This is a genomic window from Halorientalis regularis, assembly GCF_023698535.1.
GTDB lineage: Archaea > Halobacteriota > Halobacteria > Halobacteriales > Haloarculaceae > Halorientalis > Halorientalis regularis.
Map to the genome: position 1 here is coordinate 302142 of NZ_JALJCL010000001.1, position 16417 is coordinate 318558.

Sequence of the window (16417 nt, forward strand, 5' to 3'; positions counted from 1 at the left end):
GGCCGACCGTCTCCGCGTGGTTCACTATCCCACCCCTGGCTTCGACGCGCTCACAACCCGTGAGCGCGGCGAGTCGTCTGGGATTTGAATCAGGGAGCGGGAGGTGAGCGAATGCGAACGGGAGCGACCGTGGTTCAATATCCCACCCCTGGCTCTTTCGTCGAGTCTCACGAGCTCCGTTCTTTCCGATGCCGGCCGGGTAGCTGCGGGTCAGTCGTCGGCTTCGAGCGCTTCGACTGCGAGGTCGCCCCGAAGGTAGCGTCGGCCGCGGTCGGTCAGCTGGTAGAGGGCACGGGCTTCGTCGTAGTACTCGACGACGCGTTCGTCGGACAACTGGAGGAGATGCTCGCGGACGGTCTGTCGCTCCCAGTCGGAGTTGACCGCAATCACACCCGGGGTGAGAACGAGTTCCCGCTCGTCCCCGTTCCGGAGCAGCTCTAGCACGTCGCGGTCGACGGGCGTCATCCAGGATGCCAGGGGCGGCTGCATCGTCGTGCCGTAATGACGGGCACCTTAAAATTCATTCTCATTTTACAGTCGTCTCACGAGATACGAGCCTTATTTATAGAAAATGCGAGGCGAAAACCCACGGCTTCAGCCGTGGGATGAAGCCGACGACTGGGAATCAAACCACGCCACAGTAGCAGGCTGACTCCCCAACGATTAAAAATTAAAGGCTTTACGTATAAGATATGGAAGTGCGGCGTACTGTCCCCGTCACGCTTGACGTGGAGAGTGACGATGCCGCGCTTCTCGAAGACACCGTTGACACGTTTCTCTGGTGCGCTCAATACGTCGTAGACCACGCTTTCCAAGGCGAATACGTCACTACCAGCAAGACACAGTTAGATGACGAAACCTACGACGACGTGCGAGAAGCCACAAACGGGTTCAACGGCGGTCTTGTCCAAGCGGCCCGAAACAAGGCCGCTGAAGCCTGTAAGAGCGTCGTTGCACGCTGGAAGAACGGGAAGAAGGCGTCAAAACCGCGTATAACCTCGCCGCATATCGTCTACGACCACCGTACCGCCACGTTCCACGACGACTACGTATCTCTCGCCACCACAGACGGTCGGATTGAAGCCGACTACGTGCTACCGGACGGCGACAGCGACACGCCCCACGCTGAATACTTGTTCTCTGACGAGTACGAGACCACTGGGGCAGAGCTTCATCGGAAGCACGGCGAGTGGCAACTTCATATCCACTGCAAGAAGGAGATAGAGACTGACACGCCGGAGCGGGCAACGACCACGCACGGAACGGTGCTTGGCGTTGACCTCGGTGTGAACAACCTCGCTGTCACCTCAACAGGCACGTTCTGGACTGGCGACGAGTTCGACCACTGGCGGCGTGAATACGAGAAACGTCGTGGCGACCTGCAGGAGTGCGGAACGCGGTGGGCACACGAGAATATGCAGGCAGTCGGACGTAAAGAAGAAGGCCGGTTCAAAATGACGCTTCACCGGATAGCGAACGAACTTGTCACAGAAGCCTGTAACCACGAGTGTTCGGTGATTGCGTTCGAGGACTTGAGCGATATTCGGGAACGTACTGGTGCGTCGTGGGGACACAAATGGGTCTTCAACCGCCTCTACGAGTACGTCGAATACAAAGCCGCAGAGTACGGTATCACAGTGGAACAGGTTGGCCCCGAGAACACGTCGCGTCGGTGTTCACACTGTGGGTTCACGCACCCTGCCAACCGTGAGAGTGAGTCGTTCGAGTGCCAGAAGTGTGGCTACCAGAACCACGCTGACTACAACGCAGCCAAGAACATCGGCCTACGGTATCTTCGTCGCAACCAAACCGGGGGCGACGAAGGCGCACTCTTGGGCGTGCGCCTGAACAGCGGGATAGTGAATGTGAATGGTGAGTATGAATCACCTGCCGAGATCTCGGCCAGAACGGGAGTCCACGCTGAATCCCACCCGTTTACGGGTGGGTAGCTCAGGGACAATCGTTGTGGTAACAATTAAGTGCATCACCAACAGGGCTGTTGATACAGGCGGTTCGTCGCCGGGTGGTTGACCCGGGAGGTCCGCACCGAGTACGATGAACCGGACGAAACGACGTTCGACGGGGCGACTCCCGTGTGAGCGGGCCGGCAGTTGCGGTGCCGACGGTGGCCGAGTGATCTCAGATGACCGAATCCGAATCTAGTACCACGGCCGACGTAACGTATGCGGACCTGAGTGCGTTCCAGCGGGACGTACTCATCGTCCTGCGACGACTGGAGTCCAGCGACGAGGACAGTTACGGGCTGGCGATCAAACGCCGGCTCGAAGACCGATACGACGACGACGTGAACCACGGCCGTCTCTACCCGAATCTCGACGAACTCGTCGACTTCGGGCTCGTCGAACGCGGCGAGATCGACAAGCGGACGAACCGGTACACGCTGACCACCGGCGGCCTGTCGCTCCTGCAGGCCCACGCCGACGCTCTGACCGAACTTCTGGACTAGCGGCGGACACGTCTGGTTCGGGAATCCGATCCGGCGAGTGACTCGCGTCGGGCGCCTCCCGCGGTCGGCCGCCCGGCTTACGGGTCCGTTCACTCACCGCCCGCCCGTTGGAAGACGCTCCGATCAGTCGTGTCTTTGGTCAGCCGTCCCCTATCTGATGACCCGACTGCCGGTCACGTGACGGCATCGGCGATTCGGTGTACAGCGAGTACGTGAGAACACCGAACCCGATAGCGGTGAACACGCTCTGGAACGTCGCGCTCGTCTTCAGTGGCAGTCCCAGTAGCTGGTGGAGGGCACCGCCGAGTATCGCCCCCGTCGTGACGAGTCCGATGCCGACGGCCAGCGCACGGAGCGCCGGCGACCCAGTCCGTCGATACGCCCGGAGCGACAGCAACGTCAGTATCCCGCCGAACAGCAGGGTTACCGCCTTCGCGGCGGTCAGGAGGGTCGTACTCCCGTACATACGGCCAACTGCGACCCGACCCCACATATAAACGAGCGGGTGTTTCCAGCCTCCGGGAACACGGTGACCCGGAGGCGTTCGGGGACATACTTATGCCGCGGCCGAAATGATATCCAGTTACAAAGTATCGTTCACGTTGTCGGTTAGGGCCACTATACACCAGCACACAAGACAATGGATCTGACACGTCGAAATCTACTCGTCGGGCTGGGTGGCACGGCCGTCGCGGGCGGTCTCGGGGCGGCGGTGTACGGCGGGGTGACCAGCGACGCAGACGAGACGCCGTCGGCGCTGGTCGCGGGCAGTCTGCTGGGCGTCGCCTCGCAGGTGCCCGGTGCGACGGTCGAAGCACACGGGAGCGTCGCCGTGCGCCAGTTTATTCGGAACGGGCTCCGGGACCCGGACGCGGTCGCCCTCGCGGACCCACGGCTGTTCGAGGGGATCGCCGAGCGCGTGACGACGTTCGCGACCAACGCGCTGGTCCTGGCCTACAACGCCGACTCCGAGCACGCAGACGGGATCCGTGACGACTGGGCGAGCGCCGTCCAGCGACCCGCCGTCGCCGTCGGCCGGACCGACCCCGCGGTCGACCCGCTGGGCTACCGGACGGTGATGGCGCTCGAACTGGCCGCCCGGGAGGGGCTGCTCGACGCCGACCGAACGCTGGATAACGCCCGTATCCTGCCCGAGACGGATCTGGCGAACGTCCTCGAACGGGGTAGCCTCGACGCCGCGTTCGTCTACCGCAACATGGCCGTCGAGCGCGACCTCCCCGCCGTCTCCCTGCCGGACCGGATCGACTTCTCCTCGCCCGCGGCGGCCGAGAGCTACGCCCGGGCATCCTACGACCTCGGCGAGCGGACGGTTCGGGGCCAACCGATCCGGTACGCGGCGACGGCGCTCACCGACGCCGGCCAGCCCTGGGTGGACCAGCTCACCGGCGGCCACGACCGGTTGCGCACGGCGGGGTTTGGCGTACCCGCCTCCTATCCGAAACGTCGCGCTCTCGGGTGAGAGATCGGAAAGCAGGGAGCGCTAATCGGCACGCTCCGGTGTCGGGCGGCCCTGCAACGTCAGCATGGACACGTACCCCACGAGCAATCCCGGCCAGTACGTCGTGAGCCGGAAGAGGACGGCGGCCGTCACGGCGGTCGCCAGCCCGACCGGAAAAAACAGCGTCATCAGCGCCGAGAACGCCACCTCGTACGTTCCGGATCCGCCGGGCGTCGGCGACAGCGTCGCGACGACCGAGAGGTTCACGATGAGGTACAGCGGGACGAAATCGGGTTCGATACCGATGGACAGGAGAACGAAATACAGCGAGGCGATCTGTGCGATGATCGCGAGATGGGAGACCCCGGCGGTCGTCAGCAGGAATCGGGGATCGCTCCCAGCCTCCTGGAACGCGTCCTCGATCCGGTCGACTCGTTCTTTCAGCGACCGGATGAGTGATTCAGCGCGGCCGAAGCGATTCTCGATGGCGGTCAGCAGGCGGGTGATCGCGGCACCGAGAGCATCGTTGTCGGACCACAGCAGGTACGCCAGGAGGCCGCCGACGAACACGATGAGAACGGAGAGAATCGTGATGTCGACGAGCAAGCCTTCTATCGACCCCATCACGGCGAGATAGAGGAGGCCGCCGAGGGTGAACGTGAAGAAGGGCGTGGCGTTCAGGATGTCGGCCGAGATCACACACGCCAGCGAGCGCTCGTAGTCGGTGTCGGTGTTGTTCGAGATGATGTAGGCCATGATCGGTTCGCCGCCGAACTGACCGAGCGGGGTGATCGAGTTCAGGAAGTGTCCCGTCAGGAACATCCGCACGGTGCGTGAGACCGTCGTGTCGATGCCCATGCGCTGGAAATACCGGTACCAGACCAGCGCCCAGACCAGGAGCGACGAGAACCCGACGAGGACGGCGACCGCGAACAGCTGGGGATCCGCCCGGCTGATCGACGACAGCAGCTCGTCCACGTCGGCCAGATAGAACAGGATCGCGAACAGCAGTCCGGTGACGCCGAACCAGAGCGCCCCGTTCCGACCGAAGCTTATCGGGAGTCGCATCGACACCTCCGAATGGATACCGGCGGGGCCGTCGCTCCGTTCGCGGGCGCTCTCGTGACGGCGTCACAGGTGTCGGCGTGGTTCGTGCGGAACCGTCCGTCCGTGCAGTGTCCCGGCGTTCCCATCGTCTCTGGTCTCGATTACTTGTAGCCCAGTTCTTCGAGTCGTCGCGTTACCTCTTCGTCCACCTCGTCGTCGGGCGCCGCGTCCGTGGCCGCGTCTCCACTCGGCGGGTGGTCCGCGGACGTGATCTCGTCGACCACGGCTCTGAGATCGTCCGGAACCGCGACCTCGGTCCCGGCGTCGAGATCGTACGCCTCGTAGTTCGCCGTGCCGTCCTCGTCGACGGACTTGACGACTTTCATCCCGTCACGCTTGGCGTACCTGTACTTCCGGTAGTACTCGTCCCAGCGATCCTTCGGGATGTAGCCGGTGAAGTTCTCCGGGTACTCGATGCCGCCTTTGACCGTGTCACTGAAAACCCCCTCGGGACGGGACGCGATGCCGGCGTAGTAGGGGACCAGTTCCGCGAGTTTCCGTAGCTCTGTCGGACGCTCCTCGCTCTCGGGGCCCGTATCCGGGTGGTCGACCAGCAACACTGAGTTCACGACCGGCTCGGCGACGGTGAACTGGTGGCCGAACTGCTCGCCGTCCTCGCCGAGCGCCTGGCCGTGGTCCGACAGCAGTACCACCACGGTATCGTCGTCGAGGCCGTTCGCTTCGAGCGCCTCGACGATGCGCCCCACGAGGTCGTCCGTGTAGTCGACGGAGGCGTCGTAGACCGTCCGCAACTCCTCGAAGTCGATGTCGTCCATCGTGAACATGTCTTTCTGCCGGTGGGGGATGTTCGCGTCCTCGGAAACACCGTGACGATCCGCGTACGACTTCGGGGGGTGGTACGGTTCGTGAGGTTCCATCAGGTTGACGAACAGGAAGAAGTCCTCGTCGGCACCCCGCTGGCCGAGGTACTCCTCGACCGCCGCGACGGTCTCCTCGGATTTCGTGGAGTCGTCGACCCCGAACAGTCTGAAGAGGCGGTCGAGTTGTCGGCCCAGCACGCGACGCGTCCCATCGTCGAGCGAATCCAGTAGCTTCGTCCCGAGTTTCGAGAGCTGGACACTCACCCGGTTGTCCGCTTTGCCGAGGAAGTTCTCGACGTGGTCGAAGTCCTCGGTCATCCCCTTGTGCGGGGTGATCCAGACGTTCGGGGTAATCGCACCGGTCGAATAGCCAGCGGCCTCGAACTCGGAGACGAACGTCTGGCCGCCCTGGAAGTAGCTCCTGGTGTGATTCGTCCCGTGGTCCCACGGGTACTCCCCGGTGAACATCGACGCGTGGGACGGAAGCGTCCATGGGGCCTGCGTAACGGCGTTCTCGAATACGACAGCCGAGTCCGCGAGCCCCTGGATGTGGCTCGTGAAGTCGACCGCCTCGTTGTAGACGGAGAGGCGATCCTTCCGTAGCGAGTCCAAAACGAGGAACACGACGTTTTTTCTCCCCGAACCAACGTCTTCCATGCCGGATCCCTGGTGGGACACGTATTAGTAACTGTGCCTTCGCCTCGAAACGGGATCGGAGACCGTACCGGATTTATCAGAGAGGGGTATTAGACCGAGTATGACGCTGAAAGTTGCGATTGTATACTGGTGTGACGGCGCAGGGCACGCCGCCAGGGCCATACCGGTCGCACAGGAACTCGAATCCCGCGGTATCGAGGTCGCAGTCGCCGGCGGCGGCAAGGGACAGAAATTCGTCGAGATGAACGGCTTCGAGCACCCCGACCTGACCACGGTAACGGTCGAAGGCAGCACGCCGCTCTCCTTCCTGAAGCACACGGCGTTCGATCTGGTTCCGTCCGCCGCCCGGCGGATGCGGGAGGTCTACCGGTGGCTGGAAGACGAGGACCCGGACAAGCTCGTGACCGACGACGTGTTCGCGGGGCTCGCCGCGGCCAAGCAGGGGATCGAGTTCTACCGAATCGACCACCTGACGACGGATCTGCTCGACCCCCTCTGGCGACTCCCGCTGACGGCCTACAACGAGATCTCGCTGGCCTTCGCCGAGCAGATCATCGTCACGTCGCTGTGGGCGGACGATCCCGATCCTGACGGAATCACGCGGGTCGGACCGCTGGCCCAAGAAGGCGAGGCGACGGACGAGGTGGAACCGTACGACGTGCTTCTCAACCCGGGGACCCACGGGGAGAACTTCGACGCGATCCGCCGGCGACTGGAGGCCGATGGACTCGACGTCAGGTCGGTCGGGGACGACGACTGGGAGACGAAACCGGCGATGACGCCCTACACCGCGGCCGCGGAGGTGGTGGTCTGTACCGGCTTCTCCTCTATCGCGGACACGGTCGTCGCGGGCACGCCCTGCGTGATCTATCCGTTCTTGCCTTTCCAGAAAGCTATCGCCAAGCGGGCCGAACGGAAGCGTATCGACGGGATCGCGAGAGCCACCTCGGTACGGGAAGTCGTCGACAGCGTCGAGCAGTTCCGCGACTCCGGGGAACGTCCGGACTACGAGAACGGTGCACCGGCGTTCGTCGACGTGGTTCTTGGCGAGTGACGGGCCCGCCCACACGGCGAGCCAGCCGTCGGTCGCGGTCCCGAACCGACCGTTTGCCCAGTTCTCCTCGGGTCGGTTCGTCAGACATAAACCCGTGAGTCGGCCAGTGGGCGACGGATGCGGGAGTCGTCGTTCGGCTGGTCGGCGTTCGCGCGGGCACGGCCACTCGTCGACGCCGGATACGCCGGCGTCTTGCTCGTCGTCACCGGCGCGCTGGCGTGGGTGACCGGCGAGGCGTTCGTCTTCCCGAGTCTCGGCCCGACCGCCTACCTGCTGGCGACGGTCCACACGGAACTCCAGACCGGGCGGCGCGTGATCGGCGGCCACCTGATCGGCGTCGTCGCCGGCCTGCTCGCCTATCACACTATCGCAGGCGGCCTCTCCATCGTCGCGGCCCACCCCTCGTACTCGGGCGCGCAGTTCCGGCTCATCGCCAGCGGCGTCGTCTCGGTCGTGCTGACGACGGCGGGGATGCGTTCGACCGGCACCGAACACGCGCCGGCCTGCGCGACGACCCTGATCGTCTCGCTGGGCCTGCTCTCGGCACCCGAGGAGGGCGGATTCATCGTCGTCTCGGTCTGTCTGCTCTATCTCGCCCACCTCGGCGGCAAACGGGGTGTGGACGCACTCCTCGAGTAGTTACCAGGCGTCGGCCTCGGTCGTGCCGTCGTCCCCGTCGTCCTGGACGAGCGTCCCGCCATACGGCCGGAAGTCGAGTTCGTAGACGCTCGCCACGTCCTCCAGCACGTCCTCGCGGCGGGCGATGGTCTCGGTGTCGAAGCCGACGGCCTCGACGGCAGCCTCCAGATCCTCCCCGTCGACGACGCCTGCGGCGTACGCGTCGGCGATGCCGTCACACAACACGTCCGCGTTGCGCCGAAAGCGCAGGGCTTCCTCGAAGGCTTGGCGGGTCTCCAGCGAGGCCTCGTCCCCGCGTAGCGACACGTCCTCCAGTTCGGCGACCGCGCGCTCGTCGTAGTCGTCGACCTTCTTGAGGACCTCGGCCACCTGCTCCTGCGGGGAGAGTCGCTCCCAGGCGTCTTGCGCCGCGGGAGCCACCATCGCGTCGACGGCCTCCTCCACGTCGCTCTCGACCAGCCAGTAAGTAGACAGAGGGATCGAGTGGGTTCCGATGGAAGCGGGCGAACGTGCCGGGGGAGTCCCGGCACCGCCGAGGCGGAGGACACCAGCACTCGGACCGCTGTGATGTCGGGCGATCTGACTCGCCCGAACTGTGGACGCTTGGCCGGTCGTGGTTCGGGAGCCCGATCCGTTCTGTCCAGCAACCGAAGCCAGGTCGGATTCGGTTGCGGCTGTAGATACCGGCCGATGGGGAATGAGTGTGGGGCCAAAACTCGATGGGGCTTTTTGTCCGTCCCCGCTGGGACCGTCCCGGCCACCGTTCCGGGGTTGGTCCGAACATATCCGGGAGTACCCAAATACTGTGGGAGCACCGATGAGTGGACATGGGTGCGACCGGTCTGCAGATCGCGATGGCGGTCGACGCCCCGGCGGGGTGTCCGGCGGGCGAGGTATCGGCGGACACCGGCAGTTCGGTCGAGTCGGTGACCTGGAACCGTGCCGGCGACGGGAACGTCACCGAGGAGTTCACCGTCGAGGCCGACCTCGACCGGGCGGACGTGGACCCGGTCTTCGAGACCGACGGCCGGACCCGCTACCGGTTCGACCGCGACTGGAGCGACCCCTGCGCCTGCGAGATCGTCGAGTTGCAGGGCAGTCCCCTCCAGAACGTCCGGGCCGAGGACGGCCGACTCCACCTGACGTTCTACGCGCCCGACATCGAGCAGGTCCGCGAGATCGTCTCGAACCTCCGAGAACGGTACGACGGCGTCCGCCTGAAACACCTCAGCCAGTCCGGCGACGTGGACGACGAGAACCTCGTCCTCGTCGACCGGAGCCGGCTCACCGACCGCCAGCGGGAGGTCATCGAGACCGCCTACGGGATGGGCTACTTCGAACACCCCCGCACGGCCAACGCCAGCGACGTGGCCGACGAACTCGACATTACGCTGTCGACGTTCACCGAACACCTCGCCATCGCCCAGTCGAAAGTGCTGGACGCCATCGTCGACACCGATTGACTCGCTTCGCTCGTCAATCGAGCCCGTCCCCGCTTCGCTCGCGCGGACACCGACTGATTCACTCAGGGCCGTCTCGTCCGGAGGACCCACGTCTCGGACCCCCACTTTTCGACCTCGAACGGCTGGAAGGCCAGCACCGGATCGTCGACACCCGCCAGTTCGCCGAGGTACTCCCGGACCGGCGTCGGATCGCGGTCGCTCACCAGGTGGAACGGGTCGCCCGACGCCACCGACGCGAACCCGTCCGCGACGGCGTCGTACCGTGCCTCGGAGTCGAGGCCACGAACGTCCACCGCGTCGTCGGGCACGTCGATGTGGCCAGCCTCGGCCAGCCGCTCGGTCACGCGCTCGGCCAACTCGGCGAACGGGTCCGGTGTCTCCCCGGGCACGGCCGTCTCCTGCACGTCGTCTGTAAAGGGCAACTCGGCGAGGACTGGCACGTCGAGGTCGTCGGTCCCGCCCGCGAACAGCGGGTGTTCGTCCCCGCACTCCGGGCAGGTGTGACTGGCCATGTTGAGGACCGTCCCCAGCACCGGTACGCCCTCGTCGGCGAACAACTCGACGCTCCGGCGGGTGTCGGCGACGCTGGACTGGAACGGCGTGGTGACGAACAGCACGCCGTCGACGCTCGTCTCCTGCAGAACCGACAGCGGCACGTCGCCGGTTCCGGGGGGCAAGTCGAGGACGAGCGTGTCCCGGTCGGTCCACGCCGTGGTCTCGGCCAGGTCGGTCACCGCGTCGTGGGCGACCGATCCGCGCCAGGCCAGCGGCTGGCTGTCGTTCATCAACCCCGTACTCATCACCTCGACGCCGCCGGTCTCGACGGGCCGGGGCCGGTCGTCCGTCCCCGCGCGGACGGGGCCCTCCACGTCGAGGAGGGTTGGCACGTTCGGGCCGTAGAGGTCCGCGTCGAAGATCCCGACCGCGTGGTCGGCGGCCAGCGCACAGGCCAACTGGACCGCGACGGTCGACTTCCCGACCCCGCCCTTCGCGCTGGCGACCGCGATCACCCGCTCGATACCTTCGAAGGCATCAGTTCCCTCGACGGATTCCTCGGTGTGGTCGTGGGCGGTGTTCGCCCCGTGGCCGTGCGCCGGAGCGGTCCCGTGGTGGCCGGGAGATCCGGTCCCCGGGTGCCCGCCACCGGCCGGCGATTGTGGCGTCACCTGTCGAACACGTACTTCGTCGACGCCGTCGACGCCGCCAACCGCGCTGACCACGGCGTCGGCGACCCCGCGGGCCATCGAGGGGTCGACGGCCGTCGTGTCGAGCGCGACAGTCACGTTCCCGTCCGCGACCGTGAGGTCGTGGACCAGCCCGGCCTTGTACACGTCGGTCCCGAGCGACGGATTCTGTACCTGCCCCAACGCCGACTCGACCGCCGATTCGAGTTCGCATGACATGCTGGTGTCTCCGACGCGAACGCGTCGCCTAGCCCTTGGACCCGGGGCTCGGTAGCTTCCCGACCAAAACGTCGTGGTGGTTTAACTGAAGGGTGGCAAGGGAACCCTGACTGGCGGCCATATCACTCCCCCACAGCATTGCGGCCCGCGTTTTAGTCCCGAAGTGGCCGAACGCCCGTTCGATGCCCGACTTCGAGTTCGAGTGTCCCCACTGCGGGGGGCGGACGGTCGTCGACGAGGCGGTCCGACGGCTCCTCGTCGCGAACGGTTGTGTCGTCTGTGGTGGAGTCGTCACGGGAGATGCCTTCACACGAGGGACTGCGGTCTGAACCGTGGTGGGTGTTCGTCAGCACAGTTCCGTGGGGAGTCACTTATCCGACTGGGGACGCGAACCTCGCGCATGACGCGGGAACACCTCCAGGCGGCCAACCGAGCCCTCCTGGACGCCATCGAGACGCCGCCGGAAACCGGGATGGAGGCGGAACTGGACGACCTGGCCGAACAGTTGTGGTACCTCGCGACCGAGAAGGAGCGCCCGCCGGATCAGGGCCGACTCGAACGTGTCCAGTACCGCCTGACCGTCCTCCGAGAACAGGTTCACGGCCGCCGGAGCGAACTCGTGGCGAGGGCCATCGACGAAATCTGTGCCTGTCGCGAGCAAGCGCAAGCGGCGGTTTGACTTCTTCCCACCCCTAAACAGTAGTTGCTGAGTCGGCAGATATCGGTTTTGACGAACAATTGCAGAGAAATCGAGGCCTCCGTGCACCCGGTGCAGGGCTCTCGGAACCAGTAAGAGTCGGAGCAGAAAATATCAATAATTCTCCTTCGGCAACTACTGTGAACGGGTGGGCTTTCGCCTCGCTACCGCTGTAAGACCGGGGGCCGCTCAGTTCGCTTCTTCCTGCTCGCGGAGTTCGAACTTCTGGACCTTCCCGGTCGTCGTGCGGGGCAGTTCCTCGACGAACTCGACCTGGCGGGGGTGTTTGTACTCGGCCATCTGCTCCAGACAGTACTCTTTGATTTCCTCGGGCGTCACGTCGGCGTCGGGCTTGGGCACGACGAACGCCTTGACGGTCTCGCCGCGTCGTTCGTCCGGGATGCCGACGACGGCGGCGTCGGCCACGTCCTCGTGCTCGAAGAGCAACTCCTCGACCTCACGGGGATAGACGTTGTACCCGCCCGTGACGATCATGTGTTTCTCTCGGTCGATGACGTAGAAGTAGTCGTCCTCGTCCCAGTAGCCCAGGTCCTCGGTGTGGAACCAGGTCTTCCCGTCGGCTTCGGTGAAGGCCTCCTCGTTCGCGCCGGGGCGACCGTGGTAGCCCTTCATCACGTTGGGGCCCGAGACGACGACCTCACCGACGATCTCGTCGAGGTCGTACTCCTCTTCGTCGATCGGGCCTTCCTCGACGCGGGGCATCTCCTCGAAGTCCTCGTCGACGATCTTGGCGTCGACGCCCGGGATCGGCTGGCCGATGGAGCCTTTCCGGCGCGCGCCGGGGCGGTTGGCGTGGGTGATCGGGCTGGTCTCGGTCAGGCCGTAGCCCTCGTACAGTTCGACGCCGAAGATCTCCTCGAACCGGGTGATGACCTCGACCGGGCAACTGCTCCCACCGGAGTTGACGAAGCGGAGGCTGGAGAAGTCGTAGTCGCCCGCGTCGGGGTGGTTGATGATGTCGTTGTACATCGCGGGCACCCCGTGCATGATGGTCAACTGCTCGGACTGGATCAGCCCCATCGCAGTCTCGGCGTCCCACTCGGGGAGCGGATAGTACGTCGACCCGTTGTAGAGGCCGGCGTTCATCACGACGGTCATGCCGTAGATGTGGAACAGGGGCAGGACGCCCAGCAGTTTGTCTTCGGGGCCGTAGTCTTCCTCCATCACGTCGCCGGCGTGGCGGGTCATCCAGCCCAGGTTGCGGTGGGTCAGGAGGACGCCCTTCGGCGTGCCCGTGGTCCCACTGGTGTAGGGCTGGGCGGCCACGTCCTCGTCGTCGCGCTCGACGGTCTCCATCGGCTCGTCGGCGAGGAAGGCGTCGAATTCGGTCGCGCCATCGGCGTCACCGCCGACGCTGACGATCTGCTCGACGTTGGTGTCGTCCTGGGCTTCGCGGACGAACGGGACCAGATCCGACAGCGCGACGACGGCTTTGGCCTCGCTGTCCTCGAGCATGTGGCTGATCTCGCGGGCCTTGTACTGGGGGTTCATCGGCACGACGGCCCCGCCGGCCCGGAGGACGCCGTAGTAGGAGGTGACGAACTGCGGGAGGTTCGGCAGGTAGACGCCCACGCGGTCGCCAGGTTCGACGCCGGCGTCCCGCAGTGCGGCCGCGAGTTGTCCGGTCCGGTGCCAGAACGCCTCGTAGGAGATGTCCGTGTCCCGGAACGAGATAGCGGTCTGTTCTGGATGTTCTGCGACCGTCTCGGCCACGTCGTTTACGAGGTTTGTCATCACTCGCCACCAATGGCTGACGTGATTAAAATAGTTGTCTTATTCTCCACCATCGTTTCGCGAATCCGTGTCAACTGCTAACAACGGTTCCGTGGTTAGGAATGGAGCTTACAACGGAAAAGCGATCGGGCGAGGGCCGTTATCCGCCGAGGTACGACTCGCGGATGTAGTCGTCGTCGCGGAGTTCCGAGGGCGGTCCCTGCCGGACGACCTCGCCGTTTTCGAGCAGGTTGATCCGGTCGGCGTGGTTCATCGCGAAGGTGACGTTCTGCTCACAGAGCAGGATGGTGACGCCTTCCTCCTGAATGCGGTCGATGCCCTCGCTGATGTCGTCGAGGATGACCGGTGCGAGCCCGAGCGTCGGTTCGTCCAGCACCAGCAGTTCGGGGTCGCTCATCAGCGCGCGACCGATGGCGAGCATCTGCTGTTCCCCGCCCGACATCGTGTGGGCGTGCTGGTCTTTGCGCTCCTCCAGCGTCGGGAACAGGTCGTAGACGAACTCCAGACGCTCGTCGTAGTCGCCACGGACGTAGGTGCCCAGGTCGAGATTGTCCTCGACGGACATGAAACCGAACAGGTCGCGTTTCTCCGTACACTGAATGAGGCCGCGCTCGACGAGGTCTTCGGGGTCGCTCTCGTCGATCTCCTCGCCCTTGTACGTGATCGAGCCGTCGTAGGGGAGAAAGCCGGAGATGGAGTTGGCCAGCGTGGACTTGCCCGCGCCGTTGGGGCCGATGACCGAGATCAACTCGCCGGTTCCGATATCCAGGTCGACGCCGTTGAGCGCCTGCACCTTGCCGTACGAGACGTGGACGTCGTCGATGGACAGGATCGTGTCGCCGCCGGTACGGGAGCCGACCGCCGCCCCCGTGCTGCCCTCGGCGTCGGAACTCATTCGAGCCCACCTCCGAGATACGCCTCCTGGACCTCGGGATTGTTCTTGATCTCGTCGGGTGTGCCCGCCGCGAGCAGCGACCCGAAGTTGATCACGATGGCGCGGTCGATCAGTTGCAGGAGGCCGCGCATGTTGTGGTCGACGACGACGAGGGTCATGCCCTCGTCGCGCAGTTCGAGCAGGAGTTCCGAGACGCTCTCGACCTCCGGCCCGGAGAGGCCGGCGAACGGCTCGTCGACGAGCAACAGGTCGGGATCGGTCCCCAGCGCTCGCCCCAGTTCCAGCCGGAGCATCCCGGCGTGAGGCAGTTCCGCGGGCGTCTGGTGCAGTCGGTCGCCGAGGCCGACGCGCTCACAGATCTCGCGAGCGTCCGACCGGAACTCGCCCAGCAGGCCGTCCGTCGTGACCAGCGTGTCCTCCATCATCGAGAGCGCCACGTTTTTCAGGACGCTCCGGTCCTCGAGCGGTGCGAACGACTGGAACGTGCGGGCCATCCCGCGCTTGACCATCTCGTGTGGCGGCGTCCCGGTCACCTCTTCGCCCTTGTACCAGACGGTTCCGGCAGTCGGGGGGTACGTGCCCGTCACGCAGTTGAACGTGGTCGACTTGCCCGCGCCGTTGGGGCCGATGAAGCCAAGGATCTCCTGTTCCTGCACCGCGAAGGAGAGATCGTCGACGGCCACGAGGCCGCCGAACTCCTTGCGCAGGCCCTCGACGGCGAGGACCCCGTCGTCGGGTCCGACCTCGCGGTCGCCCGTCGCGGTCGCCGCTTCGTCAGCTCTCGTGTCGGCGCTCATTCGTCGTCACCTCCGAACATGTTGTCGTAGTACTCCTGATAGCGTTCCATAGTCTGTGCGACCGGGTTCGTGCCGGCGTCCTCTGGGGACTGGCCCCCGTCGGCCGCCATGCCTTCTTCACCGCTGCCGTCGCGCCCGGTCGCGCGCCGGCCCAGCGCGATGCCCCAGCGCAGCACGCCACCGGGGAAGATGTTCAACAGGAATAGCGTCACGATGGCGAACAGGAAGAACGACATCTCCGAGATGGACTTCCCGAGCACCGGGACGGTGAACTCGACGAGGTTCAGGTAGTCAGGCAGCATGGCGACGAACAGGCCGCCGAGTGCAGCTCCGACGATGGTCCCCATCCCGCCCAGCACGGCCGCGATGATGACCTCGACGTTGATGATGACCGACATCAACTCCGAGGGCGTCGGCGACCCGACCGGCGTGTGCACGTACACTGCGCCGGCGAGGCCACCGATAGCACCGCTGAGGACGAACGCGAAGATCTTGAACTTCGCCTTGCTCAGGCCCGCGGCCGACACGGCGTCTTCGTCCTCGCGGATCGCAGTGAGGATCGATCCCGTGTTCGAGCGGGTGAGTGCCCACAGCAGCGCGAAGATAGCGAGGAACAGCCCGAGCGCGAGGAAGTAGTTGCTCACGAATCCCAGGCCGATGAGATTGTCGGGGTTGCTCAGGCCCTGTTCACCGCCGAAGATGTCGCTCATGAAGATGAACACCTGGAGCAGGATCAGCGGTGCGACCAGCGTCACCAGCGACAGATACGGCCCCTCGATACGGAGGGCCGGCACGCCGATCATGACGCCGGCCAGTGCGGCCAGCAAGACACCGCCGAGGATCGAGATCCACGGCGAGAGTCCGTGGCCCATGTTCAGCAACGCCGAGGTATAACCCCCGACGGCGAAAAACAGGCCGTGCCCGAAGCTGATCTCGCCGGTGTAGCCGGAGACGGCGTCCCAGCTCATCGCGAACATGGCGAAAAACAGCGCGGCCGCCACGTTGTACAGCCCGAGTTGCCAGGAGCTGGCCGGCAGGATCATCACCACGAACTGCCCGACGACCGGGAGCGAGACCAGCAGCGGCAGCGCGATGAGGAAGGCGAGTCCGAACACGCCGATCTTCTGTCGCAGCGGCAGTCCGAGCGGATTCAGTTTCCCGAGCAGCAGGCGTAGTCGAGATTGTGAATTGTCAGTCATGATA

18 protein-coding genes are annotated in these 16417 nt (G+C 65.0%); 8 read left to right on the top strand and 10 right to left on the bottom strand.

Translation table 11 applies throughout. From position 1 onward, the window contains the following. Positions 1-210 precede the first annotated feature (210 nt). Positions 211-489 (bottom strand): helix-turn-helix domain-containing protein, encoded by a 279-nt coding sequence (locus tag MU521_RS01650; protein ID WP_217630089.1) that lies wholly within the window; start codon positions 487-489, stop codon positions 211-213. A gap of 203 nt (positions 490-692) precedes the next feature. Here MU521_RS01650 and MU521_RS01655 point away from each other — a divergent pair, with 203 nt between their 5' ends. Continuing rightward, entirely contained in the window at positions 693-1949 is a 1257-nt protein-coding gene (locus MU521_RS01655; RefSeq protein WP_092686539.1) for an RNA-guided endonuclease InsQ/TnpB family protein, read from the top strand. Between the two features lie 194 nt (positions 1950-2143). Beyond that, on the top strand, positions 2144-2467 hold the full coding sequence (locus MU521_RS01660; RefSeq protein WP_092686538.1) for a PadR family transcriptional regulator: 324 nt from the start codon (positions 2144-2146) through the stop codon (positions 2465-2467). 139 nt (positions 2468-2606) lie between these two features. Here MU521_RS01660 and MU521_RS01665 read toward each other — a convergent pair whose 3' ends face one another. Next, positions 2607-2933: a DUF7521 family protein gene (locus tag MU521_RS01665; RefSeq protein WP_092686537.1), complete on the bottom strand. Its 327-nt coding sequence runs from the start codon at positions 2931-2933 to the stop codon at positions 2607-2609. Between the two features lie 174 nt (positions 2934-3107). Here MU521_RS01665 and MU521_RS01670 point away from each other — a divergent pair, with 174 nt between their 5' ends. Continuing rightward, positions 3108-3947 carry an extracellular solute-binding protein gene (locus MU521_RS01670; protein ID WP_092686530.1) on the top strand — a complete coding sequence of 280 codons (840 nt, stop codon included), beginning with the start codon at positions 3108-3110 and terminating at the stop codon, positions 3945-3947. A gap of 21 nt (positions 3948-3968) precedes the next feature. Here the strand turns inward: MU521_RS01670 and MU521_RS01675 are convergent, their stop codons facing one another. Both MU521_RS01675 and MU521_RS01680 read right to left on the bottom strand, forming a co-directional pair. Continuing rightward, complete coding sequence (locus tag MU521_RS01675; RefSeq protein ID WP_092686529.1) at positions 3969-4994, bottom strand: lysylphosphatidylglycerol synthase transmembrane domain-containing protein; 1026 nt, start codon at positions 4992-4994, stop codon at positions 3969-3971. A gap of 140 nt (positions 4995-5134) precedes the next feature. Further along, on the bottom strand, positions 5135-6511 hold the full coding sequence (locus MU521_RS01680; RefSeq protein ID WP_092686528.1) for a sulfatase: 1377 nt from the start codon (positions 6509-6511) through the stop codon (positions 5135-5137). A gap of 100 nt (positions 6512-6611) precedes the next feature. Between MU521_RS01680 and MU521_RS01685 the strand changes: the two genes are divergently transcribed. Then, positions 6612-7565, top strand: coding sequence for a glycosyltransferase (locus tag MU521_RS01685; protein WP_092686527.1), 954 nt, complete (start codon positions 6612-6614; stop codon positions 7563-7565). 117 nt (positions 7566-7682) lie between these two features. Next, entirely contained in the window at positions 7683-8204 is a 522-nt protein-coding gene (locus MU521_RS01690) for an HPP family protein (protein WP_092686526.1), read from the top strand. On the opposite strand, the gene MU521_RS01695 is transcribed toward MU521_RS01690, so the two are convergent. Then, entirely contained in the window at positions 8205-8648 is a 444-nt protein-coding gene (locus tag MU521_RS01695; RefSeq protein ID WP_092686525.1) for a hypothetical protein, read from the bottom strand. A 383-nt stretch (positions 8649-9031) separates the two neighbouring features. Between MU521_RS01695 and MU521_RS01700 the strand changes: the two genes are divergently transcribed. Continuing rightward, positions 9032-9667, top strand: coding sequence for a helix-turn-helix domain-containing protein (locus tag MU521_RS01700; RefSeq protein WP_092686524.1), 636 nt, complete (start codon positions 9032-9034; stop codon positions 9665-9667). A gap of 62 nt (positions 9668-9729) precedes the next feature. Here the strand turns inward: MU521_RS01700 and MU521_RS01705 are convergent, their stop codons facing one another. Then, entirely contained in the window at positions 9730-11070 is a 1341-nt protein-coding gene (locus MU521_RS01705) for a P-loop NTPase (RefSeq protein WP_092686523.1), read from the bottom strand. Positions 11071-11252: 182 nt separating this feature from the next. Between MU521_RS01705 and MU521_RS01710 the strand changes: the two genes are divergently transcribed. Together MU521_RS01710 and MU521_RS01715 are read left to right on the top strand one after the other, a co-directional pair. Continuing rightward, entirely contained in the window at positions 11253-11399 is a 147-nt protein-coding gene (locus MU521_RS01710) for a DUF7560 family zinc ribbon protein (protein ID WP_175452726.1), read from the top strand. Between the two features lie 71 nt (positions 11400-11470). Further along, positions 11471-11749, top strand: a complete 279-nt coding sequence (locus MU521_RS01715; protein WP_092686522.1) for a DUF7553 family protein — start codon at positions 11471-11473, stop codon at positions 11747-11749. 207 nt (positions 11750-11956) lie between these two features. Here the strand turns inward: MU521_RS01715 and MU521_RS01720 are convergent, their stop codons facing one another. From MU521_RS01720 to MU521_RS01735, 4 genes are all read right to left on the bottom strand, one after another. Further along, positions 11957-13522 carry a long-chain-fatty-acid--CoA ligase gene (locus tag MU521_RS01720; protein WP_092686521.1) on the bottom strand — a complete coding sequence of 522 codons (1566 nt, stop codon included), beginning with the start codon at positions 13520-13522 and terminating at the stop codon, positions 11957-11959. A gap of 139 nt (positions 13523-13661) precedes the next feature. Next, on the bottom strand, positions 13662-14417 hold the full coding sequence (locus MU521_RS01725) for an ABC transporter ATP-binding protein (protein ID WP_092686520.1): 756 nt from the start codon (positions 14415-14417) through the stop codon (positions 13662-13664). After that, positions 14414-15214 carry an ABC transporter ATP-binding protein gene (locus MU521_RS01730; RefSeq protein WP_092686519.1) on the bottom strand — a complete coding sequence of 267 codons (801 nt, stop codon included), beginning with the start codon at positions 15212-15214 and terminating at the stop codon, positions 14414-14416. The genes MU521_RS01725 and MU521_RS01730 overlap by 4 nt, the downstream gene beginning before the upstream one ends. Next, entirely contained in the window at positions 15211-16413 is a 1203-nt protein-coding gene (locus MU521_RS01735) for a branched-chain amino acid ABC transporter permease (protein ID WP_245681117.1), read from the bottom strand. Before MU521_RS01735 ends, MU521_RS01730 begins: the two co-directional genes overlap by 4 nt. Positions 16414-16417 lie beyond the last annotated feature (4 nt).

Bases quoted from the DNA above. Each gene is read 5' to 3' on its own strand.
- MU521_RS01700 (WP_092686524.1), top strand. From the start codon at position 9,032: ATGGGTGCGACCGGTCTGCAGATCGCGATGGCGGTCGACGCCCCGGCG.
- MU521_RS01730 (WP_092686519.1), bottom strand. From the start codon at position 15,214: ATGAGCGCCGACACGAGAGCTGACGAAGCGGCGACCGCGACGGGCGAC.
- MU521_RS01650 (WP_217630089.1), bottom strand. From the start codon at position 489: ATGCAGCCGCCCCTGGCATCCTGGATGACGCCCGTCGACCGCGACGTG.
- MU521_RS01665 (WP_092686537.1), bottom strand. From the start codon at position 2,933: ATGTACGGGAGTACGACCCTCCTGACCGCCGCGAAGGCGGTAACCCTG.
- MU521_RS01675 (WP_092686529.1), bottom strand. From the start codon at position 4,994: ATGCGACTCCCGATAAGCTTCGGTCGGAACGGGGCGCTCTGGTTCGGC.
- MU521_RS01705 (WP_092686523.1), bottom strand. From the start codon at position 11,070: ATGTCATGCGAACTCGAATCGGCGGTCGAGTCGGCGTTGGGGCAGGTA.
- MU521_RS01690 (WP_092686526.1), top strand. From the start codon at position 7,683: ATGCGGGAGTCGTCGTTCGGCTGGTCGGCGTTCGCGCGGGCACGGCCA.
- MU521_RS01725 (WP_092686520.1), bottom strand. From the start codon at position 14,417: ATGAGTTCCGACGCCGAGGGCAGCACGGGGGCGGCGGTCGGCTCCCGT.
- MU521_RS01720 (WP_092686521.1), bottom strand. From the start codon at position 13,522: ATGACAAACCTCGTAAACGACGTGGCCGAGACGGTCGCAGAACATCCA.
- MU521_RS01680 (WP_092686528.1), bottom strand. From the start codon at position 6,511: ATGGAAGACGTTGGTTCGGGGAGAAAAAACGTCGTGTTCCTCGTTTTG.
- MU521_RS01655 (WP_092686539.1), top strand. From the start codon at position 693: ATGGAAGTGCGGCGTACTGTCCCCGTCACGCTTGACGTGGAGAGTGAC.
- MU521_RS01670 (WP_092686530.1), top strand. From the start codon at position 3,108: ATGGATCTGACACGTCGAAATCTACTCGTCGGGCTGGGTGGCACGGCC.
- MU521_RS01710 (WP_175452726.1), top strand. From the start codon at position 11,253: ATGCCCGACTTCGAGTTCGAGTGTCCCCACTGCGGGGGGCGGACGGTC.
- MU521_RS01660 (WP_092686538.1), top strand. From the start codon at position 2,144: ATGACCGAATCCGAATCTAGTACCACGGCCGACGTAACGTATGCGGAC.
- MU521_RS01685 (WP_092686527.1), top strand. From the start codon at position 6,612: ATGACGCTGAAAGTTGCGATTGTATACTGGTGTGACGGCGCAGGGCAC.
- MU521_RS01715 (WP_092686522.1), top strand. From the start codon at position 11,471: ATGACGCGGGAACACCTCCAGGCGGCCAACCGAGCCCTCCTGGACGCC.
- MU521_RS01735 (WP_245681117.1), bottom strand. From the start codon at position 16,413: ATGACTGACAATTCACAATCTCGACTACGCCTGCTGCTCGGGAAACTG.